The organism is Streptomyces spongiicola (genome assembly GCF_003122365.1).
In the GTDB taxonomy this organism is placed as follows: Bacteria; Actinomycetota; Actinomycetes; order Streptomycetales; family Streptomycetaceae; genus Streptomyces; species Streptomyces spongiicola.
On sequence record NZ_CP029254.1, the window covers coordinates 6,402,680 to 6,418,702 of the forward strand.

Here is a 16,023-nt window from a genome sequence, read left to right on the forward strand (position 1 = left end):
GGAGCGCCGCCTCGGCACTCCCGGCCGACCGGCGCCCCGTGGTCAGCCGGACCGGCCGTTCACCGCGCCCGGTGCCGCCCTGCCGGTGGACGGCTTCGGCGGCGCCCTCCTGCCGCTGCCCGGTGCGCGTGAGTCACCGGGCCGGCGGCCGGCCGCCCGGTTCCCGGACCACGACGACGTCACCGGCGCGCACCGTCGCCGTCCCGCTGATCGGCGTGCCGCTCAGCAGGTCCACGCCGTCGGCCGGGACGGACACGTCGGTGTCCGTGTGGTTGATCAGGAACAGATAGCCGGCGTCCGTGCCTCGCCGGCGCACCGCCTCGACCCCGGCCGGCACCTCGGCGGCCGCGCTGACCCGCGCCTCGCGGCAGACGCGGGCCAGCAGCGCCCGCAGGGCATCGCCGTCCGGCCGGGTCGCGACGTACCAGGACACGCCCTCGCCGAACTGGTGCCGGGTGATCGCCGGTTGGCCCGCGACCGGGCCCCCGAGGGAGGGGTCCCGGTGGAAGGAGCGGACCGCCTCGGCTCCGCGGAGGCCGACCAGTTCCGTCCACAGCGCGGCGTGCGAGCCGTCGGAGAGCCGTACCGTCTCGGCCTCGCGCAGCGGGAAGAACTCGTCCACCCGGACGCCCAGCAGGTCCCGGTACGCCCCGGGATGGCCGCCGAGGCGCACCTGGTCGTTCTCGTCGACCACGCCGCTGAAGAAGCCGACGGCGGTGTGCCCGCCCGCGGCGACGAAGTCCTCCAGTGACGTCGCGTCGCCGTCCGACACCAGGGGGAGGCTGGGGACCAGGACCAGCCGGTAGCCGGTCAGATCGCTGCCCGGGTGGACCAGGTCGCAGGTGACGCCGAGCGACCAGAGGGCCTGGTACCAGCCGCGGACCAGGTCCAGGTAGCGCAGGTCCACCGAGGGCGTCGCGTCCATCTCCAGCGCCCACCAGGCGTTCCAGTCGAAGAGCAGGGCCACCTCCGACTCCACCCGGCTGCCCCGCACCTCGGCCAGCGCCCGGAGGTCCCGGCCGAGGGCGGTGACCTCGCGCCATGTCCTGGTGTCGGTGCCGCCGTGCGGGAGCATCGCCGAATGCCACTTCTCGGCACCGGCCTTCGACTGCCGCCACTGGAAGTACATGATGCCGTCCGCGCCCCGGGCGAGGTGCGCGAGGCTGTTGCGCCGCATCTGCCCCGGCGTCTTGGCGACGTTGCGCGGCTGCCAGTTCACGGCCGACGTGGAGTGCTCCATCAGGAGCCAGGGCGCCCCGCGGCCCATGCCGCGCGCGAGATCGGCGTCCAGGGACAGGCCGATGTGCGCCTCGGGGTCGGCGGCGGTGAGGTACTGGTCCACCGAGACCAGGTCGCACTCGCTCGCGAAGGAGAACCCGTCCACCTTCTTCTCCAGGGTCACCAGGAGGTTGGTCGTGAGCGGCACCTCCGGTGACAGCCGGCGGACGATCTCCGCTTCCCTCCGGTGCAGCGCCAGCAGCGCGTCGGAGGAGAAGCGCCGGAAGTCGAGCTGCTGGGTCGGGTTGGCTACGGCGGTGGTGGCCCGCGGCGGCATGACCTCGGCCCAGTCGCCGTACCGCTGGCTCCAGAAGGCCGTTCCCCAGGCGTCGTTGAGGCCCTCCAGGCCGCCGTACCGCTCCCGGAGCCAGTCGCGGAAGGCCGCCGCGCTGGTGTCGCAGAAGCAGTGCGCGTTGTGGTTCCCCCACTCGTTGTGGAGGTGCCACAGGACGAGGGCGGGGTGGTCGCGGTAGCGGTCCGCCACCCGTTCGACGAGGCGGCCGGCGGCCTCGGCGTAGTCGGGGCTGCTCGGGCAGAACGTCTGCCGCGATCCGTGCCACCGCCGGACGCCGTCGCGATCGACGGGGAGCGACCGCGGGTGCTTCAGGGAGAACCAGGGCGGGGGAGAGGCGGTCCCGGTGGCGAGGTCGACCGCGATCCCGTTGGCGTGCAGCAGGTCCATGACCTCGTCGAGCAGGTCGAACGTGTACTCCCCTGGGCGCGGTTCGAGCAGCGCCCAGGAGAAGACCCCGACGGTGACCAGGTTGACCCCGGCCTCCCGCATCAGGCGCATGTCCTCGTCCCAGACCTCGCGAGGCCACTGCTCCGGGTTGTAGTCACCGCCGTAGGCGATGCCCCCGAGGCGTTCGGTCAGCTGGTGGAGTGCGTTGTTCACGACTTCACGGCTCCTGCCGTCAGACCGGCCTTCCAGTAGCGCTGGAGTACCAGGAAGGTGATCACGATCGGTACGACCGAGACGAGCGAGCCGGTGATGCTGAGGATCTGCAGCGACGGGTCCCGGCTGACCTGGGACTGCCAGGTGAACAGCCCCAGGGTGACCGGGTACAGGCGGTCGTCCTGGAGCATCACCAGCGGCAGCAGGAAGTTGTTCCAGATCACCACGAACTGGAAGAGGAAGATCGTCACCATGGCCGGTGACATCAGCCTGAGCGACATGGTGAAGAAGGTCCGCAGTTCGCCGGCCCCGTCGATACGCGCCGCCTCCAGCAGTTCGTCCGGTACGGAAGCGGCGGCGAAGATGCGCGAGAGGTAGACCCCGAAGGGGCTCACGACGCTGGGCAGGAACACCGACCAGAACGTGTTGGTGGCCTCGAACTGCGCGAAGAGCAGGAACAGCGGCAGGGCCAGCGCCGTGGCCGGGACGAGCACCCCGCCCAGGACGACCGAGAACAGCAGCTCCCGGCCGCGGAAGCGGTACTTGGCCAGGGCGTAGCCGGCCATGGCGGACAGCAGGGTACCGACGGCGGCCCCGGCCCCCGCGTAGAGGAGGCTGTTGAGCAGCCAGGGCAGATAGACCCCGTCCTGCCGGGCGAACAGCTCCCGCAGGTTGTCGGCCAGGTGGACGTCGGAGAACCACAGCCCGAAGGAGTCCACCAGGTCGCCCTGGCTCTTGGTGGCCGACACGATCAGCCAGAACACGGGGAGCAGCATGTAGACGGCGATCACGACCAGGAATCCGGTGGCGGCCGCCACCGACAGACGGCTCTCCCTGGGGCCGCGCGGCCGCGTCCCCCCGGCCGGCCGGGGCGGGTGGGCACCGGTGGTGTCCGTGAGGAGGCTCATGACTCAGCCTTTCGACCCGTGAGCTTGAGGAAACCGAAGGAGAGGACGAACGTGGCCAGGGCCAGCGTCACCGACATGGCGGCCGCCTCGTGGTAGTTGTTCGCCGAGGCCAGCGAGTACGCCGCCAGGTTCGGGGTGTAGGTGCTGGTCACACTGGTGGAGATGGAGCGCAGTACCTGCGGTTCGGTGAACAGCTGCAGGGTTCCGATGATCGAGAAGACGCCGGTGAGGATCAGGGCGGGGCGCAGGATGGGGACCTTGATCCGCCAGGCGATCTTCGCCTCGCTCGCCCCGTCCATCCGCGCCGCCTCGTAGACGTCGGCCGGTATCGCCTGCAGCGCGGCGTAGATGATCAGCATGTTGTAGCCGGTGTACGTCCAGGTCACGATGTTGCCGATGGACCAGAGCATCATCGACGAGCCGAGGAAGTCCGGCTGCGCCCCGGCCCGGTCGAGGAGCTCCACGATCGGGGAGAGCCGCGGGTCGTACAGGAACGCCCACATCAGCGCGGCGATCACGCCGGGAATGCCGTACGGCACGAAGTAGGCGATGCGGAAGAAGCGCTTCAGGCGGGCCACCGTCGAGTCCAGCAGCAGCGCGAGCACCAGGGCCAGGAGCAGCATCACCGGGATCTGGACGAGCCCGAAGAGCAGGACGCGCGCCGCGCTGCCGAGGAACTCGGGGTCCCCGAGGACCTCCGCGTACTGCTCGAACCCGGCGAACACGGTCGTCTTGCGGCCGAAGGTCCCGCCGGTCCGCTCGGTGCGCAGCAGGCTCTGGTAGAAGGCGTAGCCGACCGGCACCAGGGTGAACAGCACGAACGGGACGAAGAACGGCAGCAGGAAGAGCACTGGGGCCAGGTTGCGCCTGCGACGGGGTGGCGGCGCGGGCCGGGGGGCGGTCTTCGTCTGCGGCGCCGCTGTCACCGCTGTCACCGCTGTGTGGTCGGCGGTCATGTCTGGCTTCTCCTGAGCGTGCGGATGGGGGCGTGGAAGGGGGTCGGCGGCCCGGCGGCCGCCGACCCCGCGCCGACTACTCGGCGACCTCGAGCGACTGCTTCTTCAGGGAGTCCACGGTCTTGGCGTCCGCCGCCTCCAGCGCGTCCCTCAGGGTGCCCTTGCCGCCGAGCGCTCCCGCGATGCCGTCGCCCATGAAGCGGTAGGTGTCGGTCATGGTCGGTCCGAACGTCCAGTCGGTGTTCACGTTCCGCGACGCCTCCGCGAAGGTGTCGAAGACCTTCTGCCCGCCGTAGAAGTCCACGGGCTGCTGCAGCGCCTCCAGCTGGAGACCCGCGCTGGCGGCCGGGTAGAGGCCGCCCTCCCGGTTGAGGATCTCCAGCGCCTTCGGGTCGGTGTTCAGCCACAGCGCGAACTTGGACGCCTCGTGGGGGTGCTCGCTGTCCTTGAGGACGGCGGTCGTCGAACCGCCCCAGTTGCCCGCCTTCTTCTCGCCGGCGGACCACTGCGGCATGGGGGCGACGGCCCACTTGCCGGAGGTCGACTCGGCGTTGTCGCGGATGGTGGAGTAGCCCCAGGCGGCGCTCACCCAGGTCGCGACCTCACCGTCGTTCCACGCCTTGTAGAGCGCCGGGGAGAAGCCCTGCAGGTCGGTGGCGACCAGCTTCTCGTCGATCATCTTCTGCCAGTAGTCCGCCACCTCGCCGCCGGACGGGCTGCCGACGTCGACCTTCCAGGTGTCGCCGTCCTGTCCGAACATGTTCGCGCCCTTCTGCCAGAGGAGGCCGCTGAACCAGTTCGGGTCGGTCTGCGAGAAGTGCGTGATGTACGCCTTCGGGTCGGCCTTCTTCAGCTTCCTGGCCGCCTCGTAGTACTGCGCCCAGGTCTGGGGGACGGCGATCCCGTGCTTGTCGAACAGGTCCTTGCGGTAGAAGAGCGCCATCGGCCCGGTGTCCTGCGGCACCGCCCAGACGCCGTCCTCGCCGCCCGTGCCGAAGGTCACCTGAGACCAGGTCCAGTCGACGAAGTCCGCCCCGGCGTCCTTGACCCCGGCGCATGCCGCGATGTCGGTGAGGCCGTCCTGGAGGCGGAAGCTCGCCAGGGAGTCGTACTCGATCTGGCCGAGGTCGGGTGCGTTGCCCGCCTTGAGGGCGTTCGACATGTTCTGGTAGGTGCCGGCGTTGCCCGCCGGGGTGGACTTGACGTTCACCTTGATGTCCGGGTTCTGCCGGTTCCACTCCGCCACGGCCTTGTCCACGCCGGGTATCCAGGACCAGTAGGACAGCTCGACCTTGCCCTTGCTCTTCTCGCAGGCGGCCGCCTCGCTCGGGGCGCTGCCGTCGCTGCCGTCGCTGTCCGGGCTGCCGCAGGCGGCTGCGGCGAGCAGAGGAAGCACGGTGAGAGCCACCAGGGCTCGGCGCAGCATGGGGCGTCGTGTCGGCAGTGACATGGCGTCTCCTCGGGTGGATGCCGCACTGTCGTCCCAGTGAGCGGCGGGGTGCGCACACATTGACCGCTAACCGAGCGTTAAGTCAACATGTTCCATCGGAAAATTTCGAAATCCAACATGGATCGATATGTACGGGCGGATGCCGACAGGATCTCAGGGCCGCGGCGGGCGATCTTCCCCGCCTCCGGACGGCGCCGCCGAGGGCCGCGGGAGGGCCGTTTCCGCCGTGTGCGGCACCGGACGGCTCCTGGCCGGCGCCGCAGGGGCGCTCGCGGTCACCGCACGGCCGGCCCGGCACGAGAGGGCACCGCGAGATGTACGGCGCGGCTCGGTGTGACGGAGCGCGGTGTGATGGAGCGCGGTGTGATGGAGCGCGACCGGGTGCCGCGCGCAGGAGCGCCGCAGGGGCACACGACGCGGCGCAGTGTGAGGGCGCACCGCGAAGGGGCGGCGCGAAGGGGCGGCGCGAGGTGCGGACGCGGCGCGGACGCGACGCAGTGTGAGGGCGCGCCGCGGACGCGCCTGCCTCAGCGGCCGCCCGGAACCCCGGACCGCCGGGCACCTCCACCTTCCACGGAGCAGGCACTGCCGCTGTGCGCGTTTCCGCGCCCGTCCGTGCGCCCGCCCGTCCGCCCGTCCGCCCGTGCCCGTCCGTGCGTCCGCCCGTCCGCGCCCGCCGGTGCTCGTCAGCGCCCGCCCGTCCGTGCCGCTGCGCGCGCGGTCCCGGACCGTCCGCCTCCAGCCGCGGAGGGCACCTCGGCGAGGCGCCCGGGCGACACGCGGGCTCTCGCCTCCCGGGGCCGCGCGGCAGCTCCCGCCCCGGGCCGGGAACCGCGCGGCGCCGCTCAGGCGAGCCGGCGTGCCCCGGCGGAAGGCGCCGCCGTGAAGATCCGCGGAGCCGTGAGGCCCGCCGCGGTGAAGGCGCCCTCCACCGCCTGTGCGACCGTGTCCGCGTCCGCCGCCTCGACCAGGACGATCGCCGAGCCGCCGAAGCCGCCGCCCGTCATGCGGGCGCCCAGGGCGCCGGCCTTCCCCGCCGTGTCGACGACCAGGTCCAGCTCGGGGCAGGAGACGCGGAAGTCGTCGCGGAGCGAGGCGTGGCCCTCGAAGAGGACGGGGCCGATGGCGCGGGTGCCGCCTGATTCCAGGAGGGCGACGACCTGCTCGACACGGCGGTTCTCGGTCACCACATGGCGGACCAGGCGGCGGACCTCCTCCGCGTCGCCGAGGCGGGCGAGGGCCGCTTCCAGGCCGTCGTACGGGATGTCGCGGAGAGTGCCGACGCCCAGCAGGGCGGCGCCCCTCTCGCACCCGGCGCGGCGCATGCCGTACTCGCCGTCGCTGTGGGCGTGCTTGACCCGGGTGTCGACGACGAGCAGTTGCAGGCCCTCGGCGGCCGGGTCGAAGGGGATCTGTCTCCGGCTCAGGTCCCGGGTGTCGAGGAACATGGCCAGACCCTCAGCACAGCACGCGGAGGCCGTCTGGTCCATGATCCCGGTGGGGGCGCCCACATAGGCGTTCTCGGCCTGCCTGCACAGCCGGGCAAGCGCCCGGCCGCCGAGCCCGAATGCGAACAGGTCGTTCATCGCCAGGGCGACCACGACCTCCAGGGCCGCCGAGGACGACAGGCCCGCACCCGTCGGGACCGTCGAACTCAGATGGACGTCCGCGCCGGTGACCTCGTGTCCCTCCTCGCGCAGCGCCCACACCACACCCGCGGGGTAGGCCGTCCAGCCGGGGTCGGACCCGGGGGCCAGGTCCGGTACGGCCAGCTCCACGGGCCCGCCCTCGACGTCGCCCGAGTGCAGGCGCAGTACCCCGTCGGTGCGCCGGGAGACCGCGGCGACGGCGGTGTGCGGCAGCGCGAAGGGCATGACGAAGCCGTCGTTGTAGTCGGTGTGCTCGCCGATCAGGTTGACCCGGCCCGGTGCCGCCCACACTCCCTCCGGCGCGGCCCCGTACAGCCTGCGGAAGTCCTCCGCGACCCGCTCCGCGACAGCCTCGCTCATCTCCGGCTTCCCTTGTCCGTGCCTACCGGGCCCGCTCCGGGCCGATCCGGTCCGTGGTCCGTCTCGATCCGGGTGCGGCGCGGCGGCCCGGCCGATACCGCCCGCACTGCCCGCACTGTCCGCACCGCCCGTGACGGGCTGCGTACCGCTCATGGACCCGCCACCTCCCGCAGCCGCTCCGCTGCCTGCTCCGGCGGAACGTCGTTGATGAACACGCCCATACCGGACTCGGAACCCGCGAGGAACTTCAGCTTCCCGGAAGTCCGGCGGACGGTGAAGAGTTCGAGGTGCAGCGCGAAGTCCTCGCGCGCGACTCCCTCGAACTCCTCCAGCACACCGAACGGGGCCTGGTGCCAGGCCGCTATGTACGGTGTCGGCGGCTCGCCCGGTGAATCCGGTGAATCCGGTGAATCCGGTGAAACAGGCGGAGGCGAAACGGTTGAAACGGGTGAACCGGGGGGTCCGGGGGGACTCGGGGAGCCGCCCGATCCGTCGAAGATCCGGTCGAAGCGCCTCAGGAGTTCCAGATACACCCGGGGGAACTCCGCGCGCGCCTCCTCGTCGAGCCCGAGCAGGTCCGGGACCCTGCGCCGCGGGTAGAGATGCACCTCGTACGGCCAGTGCGCCGCGTACGGCACGAAGGCCACCCAGTGCTCCGCCTCCAGGACCACGCGCTCCCCGGCCAGCTCGCGTGCGACGAGGTCGTCGAAGAGGTTTCCCCCGCCGGTCGCCTCCTTGTGCGCCGCGAGGGAGCGCAGCATCAGCGCGGTACGGGGGGTGGTGAAGGGATAGGCGTAGATCTGCCCGTGCGGGTGCCCGAGCGTCACACCGATCTCGGCACCGCGGTTCTCGAAGCAGAACACCTGCTCGACGGACGGGAGGTGCGACAACTCTGCGGTGCGGTCGGTCCACGCCTCCAGGACGAGACGCGCGTGCTCCTCGCTGAGGTCCCTGAACGAAGCGCTGTGGTCCGGGGTGAAGCAGACGACCTCGCAGCGGCCGGAGTCCCCGGCGAGCGAGGGGAAGCGGTTCTCGAACACGACCACGTCGTACGAGGAGTCCGGGATCTCGCTGAGCCGGTCGCCCTCGGACGGGCACAGGGGGCACTCGTCGGCAGGGGGATGGTAGGTGCGGCCCTGGCGGTGCGAGGCGATGGCGACCGTGTCGCCGAGCAGCGGGTCGCGGCGCACCTCGGACGTGGTGACCGTCCGCTCCAGCGGGCGCCTGTCCGCCGCCTCGCGTACCACCGCGTCGCGGAGGTCGTAGTAGATCAGCTCACGACCGTCGGCCAGCCGGGTCGAGGTCTTCTTCACGCCGGACTCCCCATCCCTGCAGCTCAAGCGCAGCTCTAGCGTCGAGCCGTCGCTGTGGCCACCGACCACTCGCCAGGACTCTTCAAACAAAACCAAACACATCAAAGCACAGGTGTGCGCAAGAGTCACCATCACAATCAAACAAAGAGCACCAAGCCGGCTTCCTCCGCGACTGTGACTGCGACTGCGACTGCGACTGCGACTGCGACTGCGACTGTGACTGCGACCGCGGCTGCGGCTGCGACCGTGACTATGACTGCGAACGTGACCGCGAGTCCGGTCCCTCCGCCTCCGCCGCCCGTGAGCGGGCCGAGGTCCTCGTGATGCTGATGGAGGCAGCCGCACTGTTCCGCTCCGGCGTCCCCGGGCGGCGCAGCGCGGGGACGGACGCGCAGCTCCGCCGCGTTCCGCCGGGCCTCCTGGGGGAGAGGAGCGGGGCTGAGCGGACGGCTCCCGGCCCCGCCGGAGGGCCACTCGCCTGGCCTGCCTCACCGGTCCGCCCCTTCGGCGTGGTGGGTCGTGCGTCTGCGTACCGCGGCCGTCGAGCGGATCGGGCGCGGTGACGTGCGTGGTCACCCCGTCCGGTGGCGGTGGCGGTGGCGCCGATGGCGGCGGTAGCGCTGGGAGTGACACAGAGGTGCGCGAGTGGCGCGAGTGGCGCGAGTAACGCGAGTACCGCGGAGAGGGCGTGCGGCGCGCGTGGTGCGGAGTGCGAGTGGTGCCGGCTCTCTTCGCTCGGTATGGACCATCACGGATTCATCACGCAGATCCGTTACCGAGGTGGCCGGTGTGCGTATGGGCCGGGGCAGTCGCCGTCCAGCTGCCGAGCAGCCGCAGCGCGGTGTCCGCGCGGGCGTCGGGAGCGGTGAAGACGACCAGGGACCGCCGCTCGTCTCCGGGCAGCGTGAGTGTCTCGTACGTGAGAGCGAAGGCGCCGACCACCGGATGCCGGAAGCACTTGGTGCCATGTGTCTTCTCCCGTACCTCCTGCATCGCCCAGAGGGTACGGAACTCCGTGCTGAGGGCGGACAGTTCGGCCACGAGCCGGGCGAGCGGCAGGTCGCCGGGGAGCCGCCCGGAGGAGAGGCGCAGGAAGCCGGCGGTCTGACGGGCCACGTCCTCCCACTGCGGATAGCGCTCCCGGGCGGCGGGGTCGGCGAAGACGTGGCGCGCGAGGTTGGGCCGCCCGCCGGCAGCCGGGCCCGGAGCGCCGATGAGCGCGCGGGCCGGGTCGTTGGCGTCGAGGACGTCCATCGCCGGGCTCAGGATGTACGCCGGTACCGCGCCCACCGCGCCCACCGCGGCCAGCAGCCGCCGCAGCCCGTCCCGTACGGGTACGGCCGGTGCCGGCTCCCCGGCGTCGGCCGCGGACCCGGCGGAGCGACGGACGCGGCCCCGCCGCACCAGGTCGTGCAGGTGGGCGCGTTCGGTGGCACCGAGCCGCAGCACCCGCGCCAGGGCGTCCAGCACGGCGCCGGAGGGATGCAGCGCGCGCCCCTGTTCCAGGCGCGTGTAGTAGACCGCGCTGACGCCCGCGAGTTCGGCGACCTCCTCCCGCCGCAGTCCCGGCACCCGGCGCCGGCCGTGGGAGGTGAGCCCGGCGGCCGCCGGGCTCACCCGGGCGCGCCGCGACATCAGGAAGGCGCCGAGTTCGTTGTCCGAGTCCATGCGCGCCAGTATCCGCCGACCGGCCCCCGGCAGCCTGTCCCTGCCGGTACCCGCCAACGCGCTGCCGCCTGGTACTCGGGGGGTGGTGGCTGTGCCCGCCGGGGCCCCGCAGGGTGGACCCGAAGCGGCAGGACGAGCGCGACGGCCCGAACGACCGGGACCGGCGCAGGCAGGAGTGGGTTCGATGCGTGCAGTGGTGTTCTCCCGGTACGGCGACGAGAGCGTGCTGGAACTCGCCCGGCGGCCGGAACCGGTCCCGGCGGACGGCGAGATCCTCGTGGAGGTGATGGCCGCCGGGGTGAACCCGGTCGACTGGAAGCACCGCGAAGGCGCGGTCCGCAACGACCGCGCCTTCCCGCAGGGACTGGGCTGGGACGTGGCGGGAGTGGTACGGGCCACGGTGCCCGGCGGCCCGGCAGTCGGCGACGCCGTGTACGGGATGCTGCCGCTGCCGTACGGCGGGGCCTACCAGGAGCTGGCCGTCCTGCCCGCCGCCGCGGTGGCGCCCAAGCCGCAGCGCCTGTCCTTCGCGCAGGCCGCCGCGGTTCCGCTGGCCGCCCTGACGGCGTGGCAGGCGCTGGAGGCGGCCGGGGTGGGCGCGGGGCTGCGGGTCCTGGTGCACGCGGGGGCGGGCGGCGTCGGACACTTCGCCGTCCAGTTCGCCCGGCACCTCGGGGCGCATGTCACCGCCACCGCCTCCGCGCGCAACCTGGACTTCCTGCGCCGGCTGGGAGTTGACGAGCCGGCCGACCGCGCGAGCGCGGACCTGTCCGCCGCGGGCCCCTTCGACGTCGTCCTGGACACCGTGGGCGGCCCGGTGCAGCACGCGTCCTGGCGGCTCCTGCGGCCCGGCGGCACCCTCGTCACGCTTCCGGAGCCCCTGGACGAGGCGCACCGCCTCCCCGGCGTCGAGGCACGCCGTGTCATCGTCGCCCCCGACGGCCGGGCGCTGGGCGCGATCGCCGCGCTCCTCGACTCCCGCGCCGTGCACGTCGAGGTCCAGTCCGTCCTCCCTCTGGAGCAGGCGGCGACGGCGCACCGGATCAGCAGGGAGGGCCGGGTGCGCGGCAAGCTCGTCCTCGGCCTCTGACGCCCGGCCGGCCGACGCGGCCCGCGAGACACCCCGGGGAGCGTCCGGGAGCGTGGTGCGCCGGCGCCCGGGCCGTCGTGCCGTGACCGGGCAGCCGCGGAACCCTACCGGCCGGGAACCCGCCCAGGCCGGTCGCCGGTGACTCCCGACAGCCGGCGCCCCCGCACGCCGCCGCCCTCCGGGCCCCCCGTTCGTCGGGGCGACGGCGGCCGGCTCGGACCGCGCACCGTCATCCGTCGGCGCGGGAGCCGCCGATGCCGGAGTCCGCCCGCTGGTAGATGTCGGGGATGCCGTCGGCGTCCTCGTCGACGGTCTCCTCCTCGTAGAGGCGGCGGTAGACCGCGTTGCGGCGCTTGATCAGCACGGCGGCCAGGACCGCGGCGATCAGCGACCCGAGGAGGACGGCGGCCTTCACCTGCTCGGCCTGGGCAGGGTCGGAGAAGGCGAGCTCCCCGATGAGGAGGGCGACGGTGAACCCTATTCCGGCCAGCACGGCGAGGGAGAGGACGTCGGCCCACTCCAGGTCGGGGTTGAGGCGGGCGCGGGTGTACCGGGCTGCGAGATAGGTGCCCGCGAATATGCCGACGGTCTTTCCGACGACGAGACCGACGACGACGCCGAGCGGTTCGGGCCTGGTGAAGACCTCGCCCAGGGCGGCCGCGGAGACGCCCACACCGGCGGCGAACAGGGCGAACAGCGGCACCGCCACTCCTGCCGAGACGGGGTGCAGCAGATGCGAGGTCCGCTCCGCGGGTGAGGTCTTCTCGCCCTTGTCGCGGGTGGTGCGCAGGATCAGGCCCATGGCGACGCCGGCGACCGTGGCGTGGACTCCGCCGTTGTACATCAGCGCCCAGATGGCGATGCCGAGCGGCGCGTACCACCACCAGCCCCGCACCCGCAGGCGCTGGAGGACGTAGAAGACGACCAGGCCGGCGAAGGCCCCGGCGAGGGCCGGGTAGTTGAGGTCGCTGGTGAAGAAGATCGCGATGATCAGGATGGCGCCGAGGTCGTCGACGACGGCGAGCGTCAGCAGGAAGGCCCGCAGCGCGGCCGGGAGATGGGTGCTGAGCACGGCCAGGACCGCGAGCGCGAAGGCGATGTCGGTGGCCATCGGCACGGCCCATCCGTCGAGTCCGCCCCCGGCGGGCGCGGCGACCGCGATGTAGAGCGCGGCGGGCACGACCATGCCGCAGACCGCGGCGATGACCGGCAGCGCGGCGGTGGCGGGGTTGCGCAGCTCGCCGACGACGAGTTCCCGCTTGAGTTCGATGCCGGCCACGAGGAAGAAGACGGCCAGCAGGCCGTCGGCGGTCCAGTGCCCGACCGAGAGGTCGAGACCCAGGGCGGGTATCCCGAAGTGGAAGTCCCGTATCTGCTCGTAGACGCCGCTCCAGGGGCTGTTCGCCCATATGAGTGCCACCACCGCCGCGGCCAGCAGAACGAGTCCGCCGATCGTCTCGGTGCGCAGCGCCTCGGCCACGGCGTTGCGCTCGGGCAGAGGCAGCAGGCCGAGGAAGGTCGTGCGCTGACGCGGGGCGTCTGACATGGGGAAGGCCTCCGGGCCGTCGTTGGAGCGGGCACACTGCACCCTTTGACGCCGACCAGACTTCCCGGCACACCCCGCGTCATGCCGACGCGTTCCTCACACCCTAACCAGAAGCCGGGCGCCGCCACCAGACAGCGTCCCACCTGCGGGAACGTGGGGAGGGGGCCGCATGCGCAAGGTGCGGGCGCATGCGGTCCCCTCTCCTCTCCACCGGACGGCGTGAGCGGTCAGACGGTGGTCTCCACCTGCTCCGGGTCCTCGTCGGCGTCGCCCGCCCCGCCGGCCTTGCGGGACCGGACGTACTCCAGGAAGGAGTTCAGCTCCCGCTTGACGACGGGGGCGAGCAGGTAGAGGCCGATGATGTTGATGACCGCCAGCATGAACAGGACCGCGTCGGCCATGTCGATCAGCGTCTGCAGCGTGAGCAGGGCACCGGCGACGGCGAACAGCGAGTAGAGCACCTTGAAGGTGATCTCGCTGGCCTTGCTGCGGCCGAAGAGGTACGTCCACGCCTTGAGGCAGTAGTAGCCCCACGTCAGCACCGTCGAGATGGCGAAGAGCATCACGGCGACGGTCAGGACGTACGGGAACCAGGGCAGCACCGTGGCGAAGGCGTCGGAGGTGATGGTGACACCGCCGATGGACTCGCCGGTCCGTGCCTCGGCCCAGCTCGCCGGGTTGGCGATCACGATGGTGAGGGCCGTCATGGTGCAGATGATCACGGTGTCGATGAAGGGCTCCAGCAGGGCGACCAGGCCCTCGCTCGCGGGGTGCTTGGTCTTCACCGCGGAGTGCGCGATCGGGGCGGAGCCGAGACCGGCCTCGTTGGAGAACGCCGCGCGCTTGAAGCCGATGATCAGCGCACCGAGGACACCGCCGGCGACGCCCTCGGGGTTGAACGCGCCCTCGATGATGGTGGCGACCGCGTCGGGGACGGCCGTGACGTTCACCAGGATGACGACCAGGCAGGCCGCGATGTAGATGCCCGCCATGGCCGGCACCAGCCTGCTGGTGACGTTGGCGACGGAGCGGATGCCGCCGAGCAGCACGAGGCCGACGAGCGCGGCGATCAGGATGCCGAAGAAGAGCGCCCCGGAGGAGGAGCCGACGGCGCCGTCCTCGCCGCCGGCGACGGAGACCAGCTGCGCGTAGCTCTGGTTGACCTGGAAGAGGTTGCCGCCGAAGAGGCCGAAGAACAGCACCATGAAGGAGGCGAGGACCGCGAGCACCTTGCCGAGGGTCTTGCCGTTCTTGCCGAAGCGGTCGGTCAGGCCCTTGGGGAGGTAGTGCATCGGGCCGCCGGAGACGGTGCCGTCGGCGTGGACCTCTCGGTACTTCACACCGAGGGTGACCTCGACGAACTTCGTGGCCATGCCCAGCAGACCGCAGAGGATCATCCAGAAGGTCGCGCCGGGACCGCCGATGGAGACGGCGACGGCGACACCCGCGATGTTGCCGAGACCGACGGTGCCGGAGACGGCGGCCGTCAGGGCCTGGAAGTGGTTGACCTCACCGGCCGACCCCTTCTCGTCGTACTTCCCGCGCACCACGTCGACCGCGAGGCGGAACTTGCGTATCTGGATCAGCCCGAACCAGGCCGAGAAGACCAGACCGGCGACGACCAGCCAGGCGACGATGAGGGGGAGGTCCGTCCCTCCTACGGGGACGGAGTAGAAGACGACTTCTCCGAGCCAGGTGGCGATGGGCTCGAACAATCCGCTGACAGCCTTGTCGACGGATTCGGTCATGGAGTCGAGTGACACAGTGGCTACCTCGTGGCGCAGGACCGGCGCATGGGAGGCTGCGCCGGATGGTGTGCGGTCTTGGAGCGAACGCCGTTGTCCGATCGGCGACCCTGGGTGCCCGGTCCGCGGACTCGAACCGGATCGCCCTGGTCGTGCTGCGCCGGCGGACCGGCGCGCCCCGCGTCACGGCACGAGGCCGACTGCGGAGTTGCGCAGTTCTAGCACGTTTTTTACGCACTCCTGGGTGATGGGAATCACATAACGGCCGGTAGCCGCGGGAAGTGCCTGCGAGTGTGACAAGACCGTTATTCGGAGGTGGGTCTCCGTTCACCGAACGTCCACGGGGGCTGGCTGTGTGTATGCGTGTGAAGCCGCCCGTGAGGTGCTGACCTGCGGAAAGGATCGTCCTTCCGGGGCCGGGCAGGACCCCGGACGCCCCTGAGCACGCCGTATGCCGCCCCGGCGTCCCCTCGATTCGGCTTTCCGGCAGAGTTCCGTCGCGGAGGTTGCCGCGCCCTGGCAGTGACGGCCCGGAACGAGCACGGGGACAATCCGCGCCCCCGAACCGGGCGCTCCCCGAACCGGGCGCTCCCCGAACCGGGTGCTCCCTGAACCGGGTGCCCCTGTGTCGCCGCGCGGCCCGCGCGGCGACACAGGGGCCCGGGCCGGGCCCCGGCACCCCGGGCCCCGGCCCCCGGTGGCGACCTGTTTCGGAGGCGGGTTCACGACTCCTGCCCGCAGCCTTCGCCGGCGCCCGGCGCGGCGCCCGAGTCACCGCGCCCGGCCGGGGTAGACGAACCATGTGGATGACAAGGTTCTCTGGTGGCTTCTCGGCGTGGCGACCCTGGCCACGGCCGTCGGCGCCGCCTGGATGCTCCTCCGTGTCCTCAGGGCCCGCCGGGCGCTGCGCGACGCAGGGGTGCCCCTGCGGGACAAGGCCCTGTTCTGGGGTGCCGTGCTCTACACCGTGTCGCCCGTCGACGTACTGCCGGACCCGGTGTACCTCGACGACATCGGCGTCCTCGTGCTGGCGCTCCGCGCCCTGCAAACGGCGGCCCAGGGGGCGGCGGCACGGCAGAAGCCCGGCTGACCCGTGCGGGAGGGCTCCCCGGCCCACGGGGGTGATCTCCTCGGCCGTGCCCACGCTGCCCGCGGGCCCGGACCC

Annotated in this window: 11 protein-coding genes; 2 read left to right on the forward strand and 9 right to left on the reverse strand. The window is 72.0% G+C overall.

Annotated elements, in window-relative coordinates; genetic code table 11:
* Positions 1–133 precede the first annotated feature (133 nt).
* From DDQ41_RS27920 to DDQ41_RS27955, 7 genes are all read right to left on the reverse strand, one after another.
* Positions 134–2,173 carry a beta-galactosidase gene (locus DDQ41_RS27920; RefSeq protein WP_109296943.1) on the reverse strand — a complete coding sequence of 680 codons (2,040 nt, stop codon included), beginning with the start codon at positions 2,171–2,173 and terminating at the stop codon, positions 134–136.
* Entirely contained in the window at positions 2,170–3,081 is a 912-nt protein-coding gene (locus DDQ41_RS27925) for a carbohydrate ABC transporter permease (protein WP_109296944.1), read from the reverse strand. The genes DDQ41_RS27920 and DDQ41_RS27925 overlap by 4 nt, the downstream gene beginning before the upstream one ends.
* Positions 3,078–4,037, reverse strand: coding sequence for a carbohydrate ABC transporter permease (locus DDQ41_RS27930; RefSeq protein WP_109296945.1), 960 nt, complete (start codon positions 4,035–4,037; stop codon positions 3,078–3,080). Before DDQ41_RS27930 ends, DDQ41_RS27925 begins: the two co-directional genes overlap by 4 nt.
* Before the next feature lie 76 nt (positions 4,038–4,113).
* Entirely contained in the window at positions 4,114–5,487 is a 1,374-nt protein-coding gene (locus DDQ41_RS27935) for an ABC transporter substrate-binding protein (RefSeq protein ID WP_245991411.1), read from the reverse strand.
* Between the two features lie 845 nt (positions 5,488–6,332).
* Positions 6,333–7,496 (reverse strand): galactokinase, encoded by a 1,164-nt coding sequence (gene galK, locus DDQ41_RS27940; protein WP_109296947.1) that lies wholly within the window; start codon positions 7,494–7,496, stop codon positions 6,333–6,335.
* Between the two features lie 149 nt (positions 7,497–7,645).
* Positions 7,646–8,941 carry a galactose-1-phosphate uridylyltransferase gene (galT, locus tag DDQ41_RS27945; RefSeq protein WP_394342163.1) on the reverse strand — a complete coding sequence of 432 codons (1,296 nt, stop codon included), beginning with the start codon at positions 8,939–8,941 and terminating at the stop codon, positions 7,646–7,648.
* 627 nt (positions 8,942–9,568) lie between these two features.
* The gene (locus DDQ41_RS27955; protein WP_109296949.1) at positions 9,569–10,477 is read right to left on the reverse strand and encodes a helix-turn-helix transcriptional regulator; all 909 of its coding nucleotides are present in this window, start codon (positions 10,475–10,477) and stop codon (positions 9,569–9,571) included.
* 184 nt (positions 10,478–10,661) lie between these two features.
* On the opposite strand from DDQ41_RS27955, the gene DDQ41_RS27960 reads away from it, so the two are divergent.
* Positions 10,662–11,567 (forward strand): NADP-dependent oxidoreductase, encoded by a 906-nt coding sequence (locus DDQ41_RS27960; RefSeq protein ID WP_109296950.1) that lies wholly within the window; start codon positions 10,662–10,664, stop codon positions 11,565–11,567.
* 229 nt (positions 11,568–11,796) lie between these two features.
* Here the strand turns inward: DDQ41_RS27960 and nhaA are convergent, their stop codons facing one another.
* Together nhaA and DDQ41_RS27970 are read right to left on the reverse strand one after the other, a co-directional pair.
* Positions 11,797–13,113: a Na+/H+ antiporter NhaA gene (nhaA, locus tag DDQ41_RS27965; protein WP_109297982.1), complete on the reverse strand. Its 1,317-nt coding sequence runs from the start codon at positions 13,111–13,113 to the stop codon at positions 11,797–11,799.
* A gap of 227 nt (positions 13,114–13,340) precedes the next feature.
* Complete coding sequence (locus DDQ41_RS27970) at positions 13,341–14,876, reverse strand: alanine/glycine:cation symporter family protein (protein WP_109296951.1); 1,536 nt, start codon at positions 14,874–14,876, stop codon at positions 13,341–13,343.
* A gap of 784 nt (positions 14,877–15,660) precedes the next feature.
* Here DDQ41_RS27970 and DDQ41_RS27975 point away from each other — a divergent pair.
* Positions 15,661–15,948: a YkvA family protein gene (locus tag DDQ41_RS27975; protein ID WP_109296952.1), complete on the forward strand. Its 288-nt coding sequence runs from the start codon at positions 15,661–15,663 to the stop codon at positions 15,946–15,948.
* Positions 15,949–16,023: the final 75 nt, after the last annotated feature.

Bases quoted from the DNA above. Each gene is read 5' to 3' on its own strand.
- DDQ41_RS27925 (WP_109296944.1), bottom strand. From the start codon at position 3,081: ATGAGCCTCCTCACGGACACCACCGGTGCCCACCCGCCCCGGCCGGCC.
- DDQ41_RS27930 (WP_109296945.1), bottom strand. From the start codon at position 4,037: ATGACCGCCGACCACACAGCGGTGACAGCGGTGACAGCGGCGCCGCAG.
- DDQ41_RS27935 (WP_245991411.1), bottom strand. From the start codon at position 5,487: ATGTCACTGCCGACACGACGCCCCATGCTGCGCCGAGCCCTGGTGGCT.
- galK (WP_109296947.1), bottom strand. From the start codon at position 7,496: ATGAGCGAGGCTGTCGCGGAGCGGGTCGCGGAGGACTTCCGCAGGCTG.
- galT (WP_394342163.1), bottom strand. From the start codon at position 8,941: ATGGTGACTCTTGCGCACACCTGTGCTTTGATGTGTTTGGTTTTGTTT.
- DDQ41_RS27955 (WP_109296949.1), bottom strand. From the start codon at position 10,477: ATGGACTCGGACAACGAACTCGGCGCCTTCCTGATGTCGCGGCGCGCC.
- DDQ41_RS27960 (WP_109296950.1), top strand. From the start codon at position 10,662: ATGCGTGCAGTGGTGTTCTCCCGGTACGGCGACGAGAGCGTGCTGGAA.
- nhaA (WP_109297982.1), bottom strand. From the start codon at position 13,113: ATGTCAGACGCCCCGCGTCAGCGCACGACCTTCCTCGGCCTGCTGCCT.